General features: G+C 64.4%; 7 protein-coding genes. 1 reads left to right on the top strand and 6 read right to left on the bottom strand.

Annotation, left to right across the window (positions count from 1 at the left end; all coding sequences use genetic code 11):
* Positions 1-21: 21 nt before the first annotated feature.
* The 4 genes from ACIP02_RS05295 to ACIP02_RS05280 all read right to left on the bottom strand — a co-directional run bounded on the left by ACIP02_RS05295 (position 22) and on the right by ACIP02_RS05280 (position 13,147).
* Complete coding sequence (locus ACIP02_RS05295) at positions 22-5,172, bottom strand: SDR family NAD(P)-dependent oxidoreductase (RefSeq protein ID WP_400613915.1); 5,151 nt, start codon at positions 5,170-5,172, stop codon at positions 22-24.
* Positions 5,169-10,208 (bottom strand): SDR family NAD(P)-dependent oxidoreductase, encoded by a 5,040-nt coding sequence (locus ACIP02_RS05290; RefSeq protein ID WP_400613913.1) that lies wholly within the window; start codon positions 10,206-10,208, stop codon positions 5,169-5,171. The genes ACIP02_RS05295 and ACIP02_RS05290 overlap by 4 nt, the downstream gene beginning before the upstream one ends.
* Positions 10,209-10,265: 57 nt before the next feature.
* A complete protein-coding gene (locus tag ACIP02_RS05285; RefSeq protein ID WP_400613911.1) occupies positions 10,266-11,549 on the bottom strand; it encodes a condensation domain-containing protein in 1,284 nt (427 codons plus the stop codon).
* 86 nt (positions 11,550-11,635) lie between these two features.
* Positions 11,636-13,147 (bottom strand): MFS transporter, encoded by a 1,512-nt coding sequence (locus ACIP02_RS05280; RefSeq protein WP_400613908.1) that lies wholly within the window; start codon positions 13,145-13,147, stop codon positions 11,636-11,638.
* Positions 13,148-13,453: 306 nt separating this feature from the next.
* Here ACIP02_RS05280 and ACIP02_RS05275 point away from each other — a divergent pair, with 306 nt between their 5' ends.
* Positions 13,454-15,478, top strand: a complete 2,025-nt coding sequence (locus ACIP02_RS05275; protein WP_400613906.1) for a mechanosensitive ion channel family protein — start codon at positions 13,454-13,456, stop codon at positions 15,476-15,478.
* A 123-nt stretch (positions 15,479-15,601) separates the two neighbouring features.
* Here ACIP02_RS05275 and ACIP02_RS05270 read toward each other — a convergent pair whose 3' ends face one another.
* Together ACIP02_RS05270 and ACIP02_RS05265 are read right to left on the bottom strand one after the other, a co-directional pair.
* Positions 15,602-16,528 (bottom strand): class I SAM-dependent methyltransferase, encoded by a 927-nt coding sequence (locus tag ACIP02_RS05270; protein ID WP_400613904.1) that lies wholly within the window; start codon positions 16,526-16,528, stop codon positions 15,602-15,604.
* A gap of 145 nt (positions 16,529-16,673) precedes the next feature.
* A complete protein-coding gene (locus tag ACIP02_RS05265; protein WP_400613902.1) occupies positions 16,674-17,570 on the bottom strand; it encodes a DMT family transporter in 897 nt (298 codons plus the stop codon).
* Positions 17,571-17,672 lie beyond the last annotated feature (102 nt).

Below are 17,672 nucleotides of genomic sequence, written 5' to 3'. Positions count from 1 at the left end.
TTGTAATGGGGCGTGTTCGAATCAGACTTGAGGTAGCAGCTTGGCCACCACGTCCTGCAGTGTCCGGCTATCGAAGAACGCAGTGATCGGCAGCGACTTGCCGGTGCGCTCGCGGATACGCTGGACAATCGCAACCGCGCCGAGCGAGTCCAGGCCAAGCCCGGCCAGCGTGGTGTCGCTGGTCAGTGTCAGGTTGCGCGTGGCCGTGCCCAGTTCTTCGATCACCAATGCGGTCATCGCGGCATGCTGCTGCTCAGGGCTGCCCTGCATGGCCACCGCTTCACCCAGCGGCTCGGCCTGCACAGCCACACCGCGCAGGCCCACGCGCTGGCGCAGGACACCCGGCGCTGCCTGGGCGACCATCACGTTCGGATGGGCGTCGAGCCCAGAGCAACCCAGGGCCCAACGCACCACCTCCTCGATCGGCATTTGACCCAGCCCCGCTGCCTGCAAGCGTTGTTGGTGATCCGCCGCAAGGCGTGCGGTCATGCCCGCGGCCCACGGCCCCCAGGCAATCGCCTGGCCGACCAGGCCCATGGCCGTACGCTGGGCCATGAAGGCCTGGGCGAAACCGTTGGCCGCCGCATAGGCGGACTGCCCAGCCAGGCCGATGCACGCCGACAGCGATGCGAAGGTCACAAACCACTGCAACGGCTGCCCTTGCAGGGCGTGGTGCAAATTGACCGTACCGGTGACCTTGGGCGCCAGTACACGGTTGACCACTTGCGCATTCAGGCATGTCAGAAGGGCGTCCTCGACCACGCCCGCCAGATGCAGTACCCCCGAAAGCGGCTGCCCTCGGCGCGCCACTTGGCGCATCAGCGCCGCGACATCGGCGGTGCTTGCCACATCGCCCTGGAACAGGTGCACATCAAGACCCTGCTGGCTCAGGCTCCTCGCCTCTTCGACCAAGGCCGGCGACGGCCGGCTGCGCCCCATCAGCGTGATCTGTCGCGCGCCACGTGCGATCAAGCCTCGGCACAACGCCTGCCCGGTGTCGCCAAAGCCACCGGTAATCAGGTAACGGCTGCCCGCTCGCACCGTCATCGCCTCGTCAGGTGCATATGCCAGGGGCTCCAGGACTTGCTCGAACACACGTCCGTTTTCCACCCGCAGCAATCCAGCGCCAGGCGCACCGCCCAGCAACCCCAGCAGCACATCGAGGTCGGTTGGCGACGGTGGCCACGGCGCGGGCAAGTCGATCGCCTGGCAACGGATCGCCGGATACTCGTTGGCAATCACTTTCAGAACGGCAAGCGTCGCCGCGCCGAGCAGGTAGTTGTCGCCCGCCGACGGCTCATGGGCGCCCCGTGTCACCACGCAGAGGCGCGCTTCGCTCACCCCCGCGTCCTCGATCTGCCCGCACAGACGGCGCAACTGCTCCAGGCGCCCGCTGATCGCCACCGACCAATCCGCCATGGTTTCACCCACTTGCCCGCCGGTATCCACCCATTGTCCGGGCCCGCCAGCCATACCTGCTGAGGGGAGTGCGGACTGTTCGAGCCTGGCGGCCAGCAGGTTCGCCAATGGATCATTACCCAGCACCACAGGGCATGCGGCGACCGGCGTCAGCAGCGCCGACGGCATTTCACGCCAGGTGAACCCACACGCCTGGGTGACGCCCCTCGATTCGCTTTTGAGCAAAGCATCGCGCTGGGCGCGCTTGAGCTGGACATTGCGCAACGTACCCACCCGCCGCCCCTGATCGTCGTGCAGCTCGATGTCGCCTTGGACGATCTGGCTGTGTTGATCGAAGTCTGCAGTGGTCAGGCGGATCGTCGCGCGCAGCTCACCGTGCACAGCGTGAGCAAGCGTTAGCTCCCCAATTGCCAGGGGAATGTAGAGATCCATTTCCGGGCATTGCTGCCAGTAGCCAGCAAACAGCGCCTGGAAACAGGCATCCAATACGCCAGGGTCGAGCACCAGCCCTTGGTCTTGCGACATGGCGCTACTGGCGAGCAGGCGCACTTGCATGAGCTGCGTGCGACTGTCGAGCCACATCGACTCGATCCGCTGGAACAGCGGTCCCAGTTGCAAACCCCTGGCATAGGCCTGGGTGTAGAACGCCGCGCAGTCCAGTTGCCGGGCGTCGGCGCCAGGTGCTGACGGCAGTTCATCCGCCACCAAGGACGATGACGGCATGGCCTGCACCACTGCGCTGGACAACACTTGGGGATTGCCTTCGTTAGCCACGGCGACCCCTACCTGGTACTCGCCTTGTTGTGATGTACCGGCCCACTCGATGACCACTTCACGCCGCTCGCCAGGGGCCATGAGCAACGGCCGCAGAAAGCGCACGTCACGGATACATACCGCAGGCATGTGCAGGCCCCGCAACGCCTGGGTGACCAAGGCACTCAGGTGCATCGCTCCAGGCACCACGACGCGGTCGAACATGCGATGGTCAGCCAGCAGCCCGGTGCCTGGCCAGCTGGCCTCGAACCGCTTGGCCTTCGCGCCATCGCTCACCCGCGTGCCGGCAAGGCCCAGCAGCAAAGGCGGTGCCTCGCTCACCAATGGAGGCAGCTCGTAGGTGGCGTGCTGCCAGGTGTGCAGCCGTGGCGTGGGATCGAGCTCGACTCCCAGCGTCTGTCCCGTCTCGTAGAGGCCGGCGAGCAAGGTGTTCAGCGATTGCTGCAACGGCTTGTGCCGATTGAGTACCGCCATGGCCCGCAGGCCAGGCCGCGAAGCGGCCAGGCAACGCTGCATGTGCTGGACCAGTGACACATGCGGCCCCAGCTCGACGAACGTGTCACAACCCAGTTCCGCCAGCCGCGCCATGGCAAGGTCGAAGCGCACGGGGCGCAGGGCATTGCGCACCCAGTAGCCGGCGTCCCGTGGCACAGCCGCCTCGTCATCGCCATGGCTGGTCGAAACGAATGGCACCACACCCTGGCCGTGGCGCAGGTGCGCGAACGCTTCCTGCAGGTCCTGGGCTAGCGGTTCGAGTTGGCTGCAATGGAAGGGATAATGCTCATTGACCATGACCGGCTCGACACCGGCGGTGGCGCAACACGCCTGAAACCGAGCCAACGACGACGCCGCAACCGAAACGATGCTGGCGCCGGGGCTGTTGTAGGCGCTGATGGAGACACCTGGGCAGTATTGTACGATTCGCTCGACCGTTTCCGACGGCGCCAGAAGCGCATGCATACTGCCCTGCCCGTGCAGCACGGCCATGCAGCGCCCCCGGGCCAGGGCCGCCTGCAATGCCTGTTCACGGCTCAGCAGGCCGGCGCAGCAGGCGGCGGAAAGTTCGCCGATGCTGTGCCCGCTGACTGCCGCAGGCTTCACGCCCCAGCTGATCAGCATGTCGAACAATGCCAGCTGGATCGCCACCACGCAGGGTTGCGCCCATTGGGTAAGCGCAAGGTCGGTGTCGCTGCGGGCGGCGATCGCACCGAGCAACGACCACCCGGCCAAGCGTTGCACGATTGCCTCGCTCTGTTGCAGGCTGCGTCGGAACGCTCCGTTCTGCGCCAACAGCTGGTCGACCATCCCTGGCCACTGGCTGCCCTGGCCGGAGAACACCAACGCCAGCTTTTCGCCCGGCCCTTGGGGCTGGCCGTCCTGCGCCAACCATGTGCGCATGTCGTTGGCCAGCGCACCGGCCGTGCTGGTCACGAAGGCCTTGCGGAACGCCCCTGTCGCGCCGGGCGAGTTCGGCTCGACGCGCTGATCGCCTGGCAGCGCGGCGAGCGCCGCGCAAGCGCGCGCCACCTCCTCGCGCAAGCCATCGCGGGTCTGTGCGGCAATCCTGAACAAAGGGTCAGGCATCTTCGCAGCGCCTTGGGAGGCACTGGCGAGGATCACCTGGGCATTGGTGCCCGACCAGCCGAAGGAGCTGACAAGTCCGTACAACGGCTCGCCACCGGCATCCGGCCAGGCCAGGTTGGTGCGTGGAAATGCCAGGCTGGTGTGCGCGTCGATATGCTGGTTGAGTGACCTGAGGTCGGCAAGGCCCGGCACGCTTCGATGCTGCAGGCACAGGACGGTCTTGATCAACGAGGCGATACCTGCAGCCGCTTCGCAATGGCCGATATTGCCTTTGACCGAACCGATCAGGCACGGCGGCGATTCTCGCCGGGTGCCCAGCACCTTGGCCAAGGCCGCCACCTCGATCGGATCGCCTAGCTTGGTGCCCGTGCCATGCGCCTCGACATAGCCGAGGCTGTCGGCACTGATGCCGGCCCGGGTGAGCACGCCACGCAGCAGGGCCTCCTGGGCCAGACCGTTGGGTGCGGTCATGCCGTTGGTGCGGCCATCCTGGTTGACCGCCGAAGCCTGGATCAACGCCAGCACTCGATCACCGTCACGGGTCGCATCGCTCAACCGCTTGAGCACTATCACCCCACAACCATCACTGCGCACGATACCGTCGGCACGCTCGTCGAACGGTTTGCAGCGGCCATCCGCCGCCATCAACCCCATGCGTGAGGTCGCCACGGTGAACTCGGGGCTCAGGACAAGGTTCACGCCGCCAGCGACGGCCTGTTCGCACTCGTCGTTGCGCAGGCTCTGGCACGCCTGGTGAACCGCGACCAACGACGAGGAGCAGGCGGTATCGATCGCTAGGCAGGGGCCTTTGAGATCGAACAGGTAGGCCAGGCGCCCCGCCAGCACACTGTTGGAGACCCCGGGGCCACTGAAGGCGTTAACCCGTTCGATGTCATCGAACAGCCGACGCGCATACCCATCGTTGTAATTGACCGCCCCGACATAGACACCCGTCTGGCTGCCGCGCAAGCGTTCACGGGTCTGCCCTGCGTTCACCAGCGCCTCCCAGGCGACCTCCAGGAAGATCCGCTGCTGGGCATCCATGTGCGCGGCCTCGGTGTCGCTGATACCGAAGAAAGCAGCATCAAACGCCCGCTCATCGATCACCCCGGCCCAGCGGGTCGCGAGCTTGCCCATGGCCATCGGGTCGGGGTCGTAGTACCGCGCGTTGCTCCAGCGCGATGCAGGCACCTCCTCGATCGCATCGCGCTGTTGCGTCAACAGCGACCAGAACGCCTCCAGCGAGTCGGCCCCAGGCAAGCGGCAGGCCGCTCCAATGATGGCGATGGGTTCTTCGTTGCGTTGCAGTACGGCCTTGAGCTTGCGGACACTCGCCAGCGCCTGCTGCAATGCCGATGCCGATGCCGTTTCGGGTTTGGCTGATCCTTGTGTCATTTCATGTTCTCCCTGAATTTGTCCTTGAGCGTGGCCAGCTCCCTGAGCAGCTCCGCCATCAACGCATCGTCATCCTCGTCAGGCTCCGTGATCGGCTCGGCCTCGCCGAACCCTGCGCCTTCAATGGGCCACAACAACGATTCGAGGTAGCAGGCCAGTGCAGTGATGGTCGGGTAGTTCCACAGCACCGTGGCGGGCATGCGCACCTCCAGCTCGGTTTGCAGGCGATTACGGATTTCCACGCCCAGCAGCGAGCTGACCCCCAGTTCGCTCAGCGGCGCGTCCACCGGGATCCGCTCAAGCGGCACCTGAAGCAGCGACGCCACGAAACGACTGACGATGGAGCACAGTTGCCTATGGCGGTCCGCCGTGTTGGCCAGCACGTCATCGCGCTCCGCCAAGGTTGGCAGGTCACTTGCCAATGCTGCCGGGCCGCGATAGCACATGATCAGTGGGTGGCCATGGCCCTCAGGCCATTGCTCCAGGTACCGCAAGGCCTCGCGCATGTCGATCGCCGGCAAGTGCTCGAACACCTGTGCAGCGCCACCCTGAACCAGCAACCCCTCGTCAGCGAACGGGCCGAACCTTGCACTGATGGCGGGTAACCCCAGGCTCAAGCGGTAGTCGGCCAGGCCATCGAGGTAAGCATTGCCGCTGGCGTAGGCAGCATGGCCGGGAAACCCGAACAGGCTCGAGACGGACGACACCAGAAGGAAGCGACGCACCGGCCACCGCAAGCTGACCTGGTGCAGGTTCCAGGCGCCCTCGCGCTTGGCGCGTACGCCGCCAAGAAAACCGGCCAGGGTCATCCCCTCGAGTGCCCCTGAGTGCAGCACGCCCGCCGCGTGGCTGATACAGGTCAGCGGCCCGAGTTGCCGGGCGGCACGCTCGATCGTCTCGTCCAGGTGGGCAGCGTCGGCGACATCGAGCCGCTCGATGATGATCGTCGCGCCTTGGCTGCACAACGCCTCCATGGCTTCCATGGCCTGCTGGCTTGCCGGGCTGCGGCCCAGCAAAAGGAAACGGCGCTCGCCCTGATCGAAATAGCGACGCAGCATGACTTGCCCCAGCGCCCCGAAGCCTCCCGTGATCAGGTGGAAACCTGCCTCCTCCTCAACAGGGGTATTGGTTACCAGCGCCTGCGCGGGCACAGGCTGCAACGCCGGTACGTAGCGCACACCCACACGCCAGGCGCTTTGCGATACAGGCGTGGCAAGGCTGGCCAGCGTCGCCTGGACGAGGTCGCATTCAGCCGCATCTGCATAGGCCGAGCCGACATCGGTGATGCACAAGCGCTGGCCATCCAGTTCCAACTGCGCCGTCCTGAGCAGCCCCCACAGCAAGGTGGCGTCTGCGACCACCCGGGTATCCATGGGCAACCGCTGGGCGGCACAGGTGACCACGTGCAACGTCGCAGCGCCTGCACGCATCCTGCCCAGCGCCTGCAGCAGGCCCCGGACGCACGCGACCTCGGCCGGCTCGGCCAGCAGCACGATAGTGTCGAACGCAGCACCTTCGAGCAGTTCGAGAAAGTCCCGCTGATAGGACTGGCAGGTACCGCCGGGGGCAAACTCATGCCATGTGGCCCTGGCGAAGCTCACATGTGCGCGCAGCGCCGACCATCCAGGCGCACACCCGACAACCAACAGACCCTGCGCATCAACACCAGCCACTGGCGAGCAGTCGGTTGGCAGCCAGGCCAGGCGATAGCCACTCGCACCGTTCGTTGGTGCAGATTCACGGGCTGGCCGTGTACCAGGCAGGGAGAGCGGCGGCTGTCGTGCGGCCGGAAGCGCCATAACGCCGACGCCGGCCAGGTAACTGCGCACCTTCAACTCGGCGAGCAACTGCGCGGCCGTGCTGCCCTGAAGGTTTTCGAAGCACAGCAGCGCACCGTCGCCGACGCCTTCGGCTCGCGGCCAACCCCGCGCATCCCGCTCAGCGACGGCACGGACCAGCACGCTCAAGCCGGACCGCCCCGCCACCAGGTCTTCAATGCTGCCAACCGTGTCGCCTGCACGATAGCGCGTGACCATCAGGCCTTCATGACGCAGTAATTCGGTACAACCGATGTACATGGCCACGCCCTCGACCAGGTGCGCCTCGATGCCCAGGTCGTGCGCGACCTGCATGACCCGACCGTATCCGTTGGCGAATGCGGGCAAGGCCTGAAGCACGTCCCTTTGTGCGGGGGAAAGTGGCGCACGCGGGCACACACGCAACAAGGGCGCAGCGCACACCCTGCTGGCTGCGAGCTCTGCCGCCAGTGCCGAGCGCAGGCAGGCCAGCGCCTGGGCTGGCGTCTCGGCCATGAATGCCAGGCGATGGCACTCATGGCTGCCGGCGCCTTGCAGAGCCTGGGCGCAATCGGCCAGACGCAGTGTCGTATCCTGCTCGATCCAGCGCGCGATGCTGGCGCAACGTGCGAGCAGTGCTGCATGGCTGTGGCCACTGAGCAGCACTGCTTGCGGGCTGTCGCCCAGCGAAGGCACCACTTCGTGGCAATCGTCCAGTGCCTGTGCCATGACATGGACGTCGCAGCCTCCACGCCGGGCAGTGGCCAGCAGCCCCCTGCCCGGCGCAATCGCCGCCAGTGCTTCGCGCAGACTGCCTTGCAGCACGGGATGACTTGAGACTTCCACGACCACCCCGTCACTGGCCCGCAAGGCCGTGCACATCGCATCGAACCAACGCACCGGCCGGGCCACCGCATCCGCCCAGTAGTGCGGGCGCAAGCAGCCATCGGCCGCTGCGACCGAACAGGTCCCCAGGAAAGGCAGGTGCGGGGCGCTCGGCACGATGTCCTTAAGCGCCTCGCACAGCGCCTGGTAGCCGTCTTCTTCAGCCCCGGTATGCACGGCAACTTCACACCTGATCTGGTTGAAGCGCACGCCGTTGTGCCGGCAATGCTGTTGCACCTGGGCGATGGCGTCAGCCGAACCGCTGATGACCGTCGCCTGGTCAGCATGCTGGATTGCCACGCTGGCGGTCACTTCAAGCGTGGCGAGCAGCGCCTCGGCGGCGTTCCAGCCAAGGCCCAGCAAAGCCATTGCCCCTGGCCGCAGAGCAGCCCATCGTGCCTGCGCAAGAATGACCCGCAAGGCATCGCGAAGGCTCAGCACGCCACACACATGCGCCGCTGCCACTTCACCGATGCTGTGGCCGATTGCCGCGACCGGGCGCAGGCCCTTGGCGAGCCATACTTCGGCCAACGCTACCTGGAGGGCGAATTGGCAGGGCCAGGCGACTTCGACATCGCTGAAACATTCCTCGGCGTCATACAGACGCTCGGCCAGGGACCAGCCTGCCATCGCCGTGAACAGCTGGTCGCATCTGGCCACGCACGCGCGGAAAACCGGGTCAAGCCGGGCCAGCCGCAGCCCCATGCCCGGCCATTGCGCCCCTTGTCCGGAAAACACCAGCAAGGCACCTTTCGCCTTGCTGGCGGGCTGCACCAGGATCAGGGAAGGATCACTGCCATCAAGCGTGTCATCAGCCGGCACCGACCATTGACGGCCCACGATCACATGGGCATTGGTGCCACCGAAACCGAAGGAGCTCACCCCCGCCAGTGGCTGCGCCGAAGCCCAGGGCGTGTTCTGCAACACCGGTTGCAAGGACAGGCGCGACCAGTCGAGCGCAGGGTTGGGAGCGCGGTAGTTGAGGTGGGCAGGTATCACTTCATGCTGCAGCGCAAGCAACACCTTGATCAGCCCGGCCATCCCCGCCGCCGCCTCGGCATGGCCGATGTTGGTCTTCACCGAACCGATGAGCAGGGGGTGGCGACGGGCGCCGCGCGGGCAATAGGCTGCGGCGATGGCAGTGGCCTCGATCGGGTCGCCCATGGCCGTGCCGGTACCGTGGGCCTCAACGTACTCGACATCGCCCGGAGCGATCCCGGCCTGGCGCACAGCCTCGTCCAGCAATGCTTGCTGGGCTTGCATCGACGGCGCCGTGAGGCTGTTGTGAAAGCCGTTGTTGTTGACCACCGACGCGCGGATCACCCCCCAGATCGGCGATGCCGCCTGCAACGCGTCGGGTAGCCTGCGCAGTACCACCACGCCCGCGCCTTCGGCCCGTACATAGCCGTCGGCCGCCGCGTCGAAGGTATGGCAGGTCGCCGTCTCCGAGAGCCCGCCAAATCGGCGCATAGCGGTAAAGCTGTGCGCCGCAAGCATCAGGTTGACCCCTGCGACGATGGCGAAGTCGCATTCACCCTGCCGCAGGGCCTGGCAAGCCAGGTGCAGGGCGACCAGCGAGGAGGAACAGGCGGTGTTGACCGTCAAGCTGGGCCCTCCGAGCCCCAGGGCGAACGAGATCCTGGCCGAGAGGATGCTGGTATCCAGGCCCGTGGCGCTCTGCGCCGTCATATGTTGCGGCGGCACATGATGGGCGAAGTCCGACCACATGGCGCCGACATAGACCCCACCGGGTTGTCCGCGCAATGCCACAGGCGGCATCCCGGCCTGTTCCAGGGCAGCCCAGGCCAAGGTCAGCAGCAAACGCTGTTGCGGATCCATCTGCGACGCCTCGTGGCCACCCAGCCCGAAACGCTCGTGGTCAAAGTCGCACGCACCGTCGATAAAACCACCGATCTCGTCAGGCGCCACATGCCAGCCACTTTCCGCTCGCTCGGTGAAATGATCGTGAGCAACCGGCCCGATGCCTTGGCCGCCGTTTTCGAGCAAGCGCCAGAAGGCAAGGTTGTCGTCGGCCCCGGGGAAACGGCAGGCGAGGCCCGTGATCGCCACCGCCTGTCGGAGATCTGCAAGCCTTGATGCCTGCGGTTCGGCACGCTCGCCCTCGTCACCACACAGGTGCCGGCACAACTGCGCGGGGGTCGCGAAGCGCCAGAACAAGGTAGGTTCCAGGTCCCGTTCCAGCTGTGCTCCCAAGGAAGCCAGTAGGCCGGTCACGGCGATCGAATCCAGGCCGAGGCTACCCAGCCGGGTGTCCTCCTCTACGCGCTCCCCATCACAGGCCGACGCCAGTTGCGTTAGCACCACAGCCAGTACTTGCTCGTATCCAGCACTCATGCAGATATCCCTTTAGGTTTGCCATGGCTTCCTGTCATGGCGGCGAGTCGGTCATGCTCAACTTTCTGCCATTGCGATCGGCCGCATGTCCTCGAACAATCGATGGACCAATGCCTCGATGGGGAGCACTCGGGCGATCTCAGGCGCCACCAGCACGGTGAGGCGCAAGCGACGCTCGTACAGTTCGGCCTCGAAACTCAATGGCAGGTCGGCCACCTGCCGAGGATCGCGCGCGATGTGCAGTTGCCCCGGGGCAGGCCGGTAACCAATCAGGCTGCCGCCCGGCTTGTGCGCCGAGACGAAGTTGAAACCGATGGCAGGCAAGTCGGGCACCGGCGCGCCCGCGACACCGCTGAAATACCGGATTGCGAAGGCGTGTGCCTGCGCCATGGCCTGTTCTACCTCGGCCCTGACCGACCGCGCGGTTTCTCGCAGGCAGCGTCCGGCCTGAAGCGTCAAGCGCACCGGGAGCGGGAATGACACCGACCCCACCAGCTGGGTGACGGGTGTCTGCCATTGGCCAACGAAATGCGGGCTGACCCACATCAGCAGCGCTACCGAACCGTGAGCCTGGGCTTGGCTCAGCACTTGCAGCCAGCAACCGAGCAGGTAGTCGCTCAAGCTCACCTGCCACTCGGCCGCGCATCGACGCAGCTCATCCACAGCCTCAGGTTCTAAATGCAGGCAATGCCGCACGAGGGTGTGCTCGAGGGCCTTGCCGGCCTGTTCCCCTGCCGCCTGGTCCAACACCCCGGCAAGTGCCGGGGTGCCGAGCGCTAGCGACACCTCGGCGGGTAGTGCCCTGTAGCGCTGGGCAAGTTCCTGTGCGAAAGCCGGATAACTGTCGCAGGCCTCGTCGTCGAGCGGGCAGCCCTGCATTGAGGCGCGATAGGCCCTGGAAAGGTCCCGCCAGAGTATCCGGCTGGAGATGCCATCGCAGACCAGGTGATGGAAGATAAGCACCAAGCGCTGGTCCTCGGCCTGGTCGGCATCATGCAGGATGTACCTCAGCAAGGGAGGGACCAGGGTCGAGGTCGCGAGCAGTGCGTCGACGCTGGCCTGGGCCTGTGCATCAGGCAACACCCCGGGTGCGGCGGCAACTACCTGCAACGCCTGGTCCACGGGAAATGCGTCCACGGCAAGAAAGTCCATGCGCCATTCGCCTTCGCTGCGCGTGAAACAGCCACGAAGTGCCGGATACTTCTTCACGACAAACCGCACGGCCTCACGCAGATGATCAGCACAAAGACGCTCCTGCGGTATCAGGACTTCACCGACATAACGCTGTTCCAGATGCAAGGCCGCACGCTGATCATACAATTGCCCCAATAACAGGCGCATGCCATCCCTCCAAGTTTAAAGCAGCACAAATCCGGATCTGGAACTATTCAATTGAACAGTTCCGGGCCGAGCATTATTTGACTGAATCAAGAAGAAACTTGCTGTTCGGCAGAAACTGTCGGATACCTTCGAAAGTTCACAAATACCAACAGTGCGATCACCACCAGCACCCCCACGGTGGCCATCATTACCGAGGACACCGCCTGGTCGAACGCCAATCGCGCATTCGCCGCGATTTCCTGCCCCAGCGGTGCGGGCATCTGCGCGGCAGCAGCCAGCGCGCTGTCGATCCCGTCCTGCAGGCGCACCGCGTCGGCGGCCTGCTCGGGCACTACCAGGGAGCGGCTGTATACCACCGACATCAGGCTACCCATGAAGGCGATGCCCAACCCCCCTCCCAACTCGTAGGAGATTTCCTCGGCCGACGCGGCCATGCCCGCTCGCTCCGGCGGCGCGCTGACCATGATGGTGGTGGACGCCCCGGTCATGCTCGCCCCTACGCAAGCGCCCATGACGAACAGCAGCAGCAATTGCAGGGCGACCGAATGGCTGAAACTGTACATGAACAGGCCAATGGCACCGGCGTAGATCAGCAGTGCGAGCACCAGGAATCGGTCACAGCGAACCTTGGGCAGCATCCAACCGCTAAACGGACCTGCCACGATCGCCCCCACAGAAAGGGGCAGGAAATACACGCCGGTCTCGAGCGGGGATAGCCCGACTACCAGTTGCAGGCGCTGGCTCAGTACCAGGTTGATGCCCATCAGGCAGCCGGCTGCGGCCAGGCTGGCGATGACCGCAGAGGAGAACGCGGGACTGCGGAAAATCTGCAGGTCGATCAACGGAAAACCGCGCTTGCGCTGCCCGCGCACGAACAACCAGCCGAAGCCCGCGCAGAGGACCAACGCACCTAGCGCCGCAGCCAGCGAGGGCTCAGGCTTGGCAAATTCCTTGATGAGGTACGCCAGGCTGATGAGCCCTACCATTGCCTGCAGGGAACCAAGCAGGTCCCATGGGCCGGCGTTGGCCTGCGGCGTGTTCCTGATCAGGAGCAGAGACAACACCAAGGCCACCAGCACAATGGGCACGTTGATCAGGAATACCGAGCCCCACCAGAAATGCTCGAGCAGCGCCCCCCCTATCAGGGGGCCTATCGCTGCACCACCGGAAGCCACCGCCGTCCAGACGCCAATGGCCAAACCGCGCTCACGCTCATCCTCGAAGGTCAGGCTGATGATCGCCAGCGTGGCCGGCATCATGGCCGCCGCACCGACGCCCAGTGCCCCCCTGGCCAGGATGAGCAGCGCGGAAGATGGCGCGAATGCAGCCAGAAGCGACGCCGCCCCGAACAGCACAAGGCCGATCACGAACAAGCGCTGGTGACCGATACGATCACCCAAAGTGCCGGCGCCCAGTAACAGGCCAGCAACTACCAGGGGATACATATTTATGATCCACAGCTTTTCGGAGGTAGATGCCCCGAGCGCATGGGTAAGTGTGGGCAAGGCGATATAAAGGACCGTCATATCGATCGCGACCAATAGCAAGGCGAAGGACAGAACGACCAATACGAGCCATCGCTGGTAACCATTGAACATTGGCATTCTCCCTGCCTGATAACGCCGATCACTAATTGTCGGCAGCGCTTCTAAATAGGAACTCGGATCCTAGTAGACAGCCAACTGCATTGCAAAAAATCAAATATTAAAAATTGTAAACCAATTAATCTTCACACAATAAATATAAACAAATAAATTATATTCGTAAGATAAATCCTACATTAACAACGTGTCGTTCATCTCGGCTCCTGCAAGGGATGCGCCGACATTTCATCGAACTTTTCCCTCGCCAATCAGTTCCTTGAGTAACCGAGCCCCACTCACCCCGGCCCAAGGAGTACTCCAGTGCTGCGTTTTATCTCTACCCTACTGCTCGGCTGCCTGCTGAGCACCCACCTGTTGGCCGCTGACCCCACCCCCACTGAAGAACAACCCACCGAACCCGAACCGGTACTGCAAGGCGGACTGCTTGGCGCCCTGGCCGACGGCCTGGACAGCGCCGCCCAAGAGCTGGACCTGGACGCCCAGCTGGTGGATGCCTGGCGCCTGCGCACCGACCGCGCCGCCAAGGAAGTCGAGCGCCTGTTAGACCGCCATTCGGCCACCGACTCGCTGCAACTGGCCGGCAACTTCCTGATACTCACCCTTGCCTGGGCCGCCAGTTTCGCGGTACTCACCAGCCTCGGCCGTTGGGCCGCCAAACGCACTGCAGGCACGCCCTGGCTACGCGAACGTAAACGCGCCAGCAGCCTGCTTGGCTACCTGCTGCCCTACACCCTGCCGGCCCTGGCCAGCCTGCCGCTGACACTGTATGCCAGCCGCTTTCTCGACCCGTCAGTGGCCCGCGCGTTGGGCCTGAGCCTCGCCTATGCCACCAGCAGCGGCCTGTTCTCGACTTCGATCATCCTCTGCCTGGTGACCCTGTTCGATGCCGGCCACAAACGCGACGCCGTAGCGGTGATCAAACGCCTGGCACCCCGCCCGCTGTTCATGATCGGCTTTCTCGCGGCCTGGAGCGATGCCCTGACCAGCCCGCAGATCGCCCGCCAGCTGGGCGGCAACATCACCGCCAGTATCGCCGTGGCCACCGGCCTGATTGCCACCTTCATCTTCGCCAGCCTGGTGATCCGCCTGCGCCGCCCGGTCGCACACCTGATCCGCAACCGTGCCTTCAAGGACCGCGTGCAGCACCGTGCCGTGCAGGAGACCCTGCGGATCTTTTCGGTGTTGTGGTACTTGCCGATTCTGCTGATGATCCTAGTTTCGGCCATTCACCTGATCGGTGCCGGCGCAGAAAGCCAGAAGGCACTGCAGAAGGCCTTGCTGACCACCGTGCTACTGGTCTCGACCGTGTTCCTCAGCACCTTGCTGCAACACTTGCTGGCCCAGCGCGAAACCGACCCGGCGCAGCGGGTACGCCCCTACAAGGAACTGCTGCGCAGCCTCGCCCATGCGCTACTGCGCATCTCCATGGCGGTCACCTTCATCGAACTGCTAGGGCGCATCTGGGGCTTCTCGGTGGTCGATTTTGCCCTGAGCAACAGCCTGGGCCAGGCGATCAGCAACTCGCTGTCGAGCATTGGCTTGATCCTGCTGGTCACCTGGCTGCTGTGGGTGGTACTCGACACGGCCATCCAGGAAGCCCTCAAGCCACCCGTCGGCCGCCGCAGCGCACGCCAGCCGAGCACCCGGGTGCGGACCATCCTGCCGATGCTGCGCAATGCGATCAAAGTGATCCTTATCGTCATCTGCACCATCACCACCATGGCCAACCTTGGGATCAACGTCGCGCCATTGCTGGCCGGTGCCGGGGTGATCGGGCTGGCCATCGGCTTCGGCTCGCAACAGCTGGTGCAGGATGTGATTACCGGGTTGTTCATCCTCATCGAAGACACCATTTCCATCGGCGACTGGGTAGTGCTCGATTCCGGCCATGCCGGTACTGTCGAAAGCCTGACGATCCGTACCTTGCGCCTGCGCGATGGCAAAGGCTTCGTGCATTCGGTGCCGTTCGGTCAGATCAAGGCGGTTACCAACCAATCGCGGCAGTTCGCCTATGCGTTCTTCTCGGTGCAGTTCACTTACGACAGTGATGTGGATGCGTCACTGGCGCTGATTCATGAAGTGGGCAAATCAATCAGCGAAGACCCGCTGCTGCGCATCAACTTGCAAGGGCCGCTGCAGGTGTTCGGGGTGGACCGCATGGACTTGAACGGGTTTGTGCTGACGGCGCAGTTCCGCACCATTTCCGGCGGGCAGTATGCGGTGAGCCGGGCGTTCAATGAGCGGCTGAAGAAGCGGGTGGACCAGACTGAGAATGTGAGTTTTGCCCAGGTGTATCCGTTGCCGGTGCAGGCTCTGGGGGCTTGATGTTGCCTGTGCCGGCCCTTTCGCGGCTAAAGCCGCTCCTACACAGGGACCTCGCAACATTCGAGCCTGAGGTGATCCCTTGTAGGAGCGGGTTTACCCGCGAAAGGGCCAGCAATGGCAACATCAAACTTGCCGGAATACCAAGGCCTTGAGCCCGCCCGCCGGGTCCACATCCGGAAACTCCGGCGGGTTTTCCAGCCGCTCGACAAACACCAACGAAGGCGCCTGCTCGGCCATCCCTTCAATCAAAAACTCCGGCCCGATCCCCGGGTCGTTCACACACGCCAGTACCGTCCCACCCGCGCTCAACAACTCCGGCAAACGCCGCAGGATCTTCGCGTAATCCTGAGTCAGCACAAAGCTGCCGCGTTGGAAGGTCGGCGGGTCGATGATAATCAGGTCGTATGGCCCGTACTTGCGCACCTTGCCCCACGACTTGAACAGCTCATGCCCCAGGTAGGCCACCCGCGAAGCATCATGGCCATTCAGGCGATGGTTGTCCCGGCCCCGCGACAGGGCCGACTTGGCCATGTCCAGGTTCACCACCTGCTCGGCGCCGCCGGCAATGGCTGCCACCGAGAACCCGCAGGTGTAGGCAAACAGGTTCAGCACACGCTTGCCCGCCGCCTGCTCACGCACCCAACGGCGGCCATAGCGCATGTCGAGGAACAGGCCGTTGTTCTGCCTCACGCCCAGGTCCAGCAGGTAGGTCAGGCCGTCCTCGACCACTTCGCGTTGCTGGCACGGTTCGCCCAGCAGCCACTGGCCCGGGCTGTCGGGCAGGTAGCGGTGCTGGATGATGATGGCCTGGCCGGCCCACTGCGGGCGCTCGGCCACTCTGCGCAACATGGCTTCCAGCTCGGCCAACTGGCCCTCGGGCGGTTCGCGGAACAGGGCCACCGACAGCACGCCTTGCAGCCAGTCGACGGTGACCTGCTCCAGCCCCGCCCAGCAGCGGCCGCGGCCGTGGAACAGGCGGCGGGTTTCCTGCGGGGCAGGGTCGAGGGCGGCGAGCAGGTGTTGCTCGAGGGTGGCGATTGGCGAGGTCATGGTGGGTCGCAGGCTGGCAAAAGCGGCATTCTACCTTGCGGGCCCTTTCGCGGGTAAACCCGCTCCCACAGGATCACCACAGTTCTGAATACCGTGCGCGCTCTGTGGGAGCGGGTTTACCCGCGAAGAGGCCCTTAAAGTCACCTCACTCTTTAATGGCAACCCGCGAAGACCGAAACCACCACCCCTGCTGCATCCCCGCCGCCGCCAGCAGAATCAACCCCACGCCCAGCCACTGCAACGGCGCCAGGCGGTGCCCGAACGCCACCCAGTCGACCAAGATCGCCGCAATCGGATAGATAAACGACAACGCCCCGGTCAACGCCGTCGGCAAACGCTGGATAGCGCTATACAGCAGCACATACATCAAGCCGGTATGCACCATGCCCAAGGTCAGCAAACTGGCCAGCGCCGGTACTTCACCCGGCAACCCGCCAAGCTTGACCCACGGCGCCAGCAGCAACACACCGGTGCTCACCTGTATCAACGCAATCAGGTGCGGCGGCGTACCGCTCAGGCGCTTGATGATCAACGCCGCAATGGCATACAGCAACGCCGCCCCCAACGCGAAGGCAATGCCTTGCAAATAGTCCCCTCCACCACCCTGCCCCGCACCATGGGCACTGACGATGGCCAGCATGCCAAGGAAAGCCACGCTCAGCCAGGTCACCTTGGCCAGGGTGATCTTCTCACCCAGAAACAGCGCCGCCAGCCCCACCAGCATGAACGGCTGCACGTTGTACACCGCCGTGCCGATGGCAATCGACGCACGCGAGTACGAGGCGAACAACAGCAACCAGTTGCCGACAATGGCCACGCCGCTGGCAATCGCCAACAGGAACGCCGTGCGGCTGATCACACCTGGGCGCAGATAGCCGAAAGCGGCGCAAATCACCAGCAGGGTCAGGGCTCCAAATACGCAGCGCCAGAACACCACCTCCAGCACCGGTTGGCCCGACACCAGCACGAACCAGCCGATGGTCCCGGAAATCAGCATGGCAGCGACCATTTCCAGCGAACCACGGCGCAATGAACTGTCCATCTCACACCTCCCGTTGACGATGGCACTAGTATGCAAAGGCAGCCCGCCCCCCTTCCAGCGGATATCCAAGGCAAATCGACAAGCTTGCCTTTACTATCAAGG

Source organism: Pseudomonas sp. NPDC089408 (assembly GCF_044749445.1).
GTDB lineage: Bacteria > Pseudomonadota > Gammaproteobacteria > Pseudomonadales > Pseudomonadaceae > Aquipseudomonas.
Note: the sequence above shows the minus strand (reverse complement) of the source record. Positions and strands in the feature narration are given on the sequence as shown.

What these genes read in the sequence shown, in the direction of transcription:
- ACIP02_RS05295 (WP_400613915.1), bottom strand. Translation starts at nt 5,172, where the DNA reads ATGACACAAGGATCAGCCAAACCCGAAACGGCATCGGCATCGGCATTG.
- ACIP02_RS05290 (WP_400613913.1), bottom strand. Translation starts at nt 10,208, where the DNA reads ATGAGTGCTGGATACGAGCAAGTACTGGCTGTGGTGCTAACGCAACTG.
- ACIP02_RS05285 (WP_400613911.1), bottom strand. Translation starts at nt 11,549, where the DNA reads ATGCGCCTGTTATTGGGGCAATTGTATGATCAGCGTGCGGCCTTGCAT.
- ACIP02_RS05280 (WP_400613908.1), bottom strand. Translation starts at nt 13,147, where the DNA reads ATGTTCAATGGTTACCAGCGATGGCTCGTATTGGTCGTTCTGTCCTTC.
- ACIP02_RS05270 (WP_400613904.1), bottom strand. Translation starts at nt 16,528, where the DNA reads ATGACCTCGCCAATCGCCACCCTCGAGCAACACCTGCTCGCCGCCCTC.
- ACIP02_RS05265 (WP_400613902.1), bottom strand. Translation starts at nt 17,570, where the DNA reads ATGGACAGTTCATTGCGCCGTGGTTCGCTGGAAATGGTCGCTGCCATG.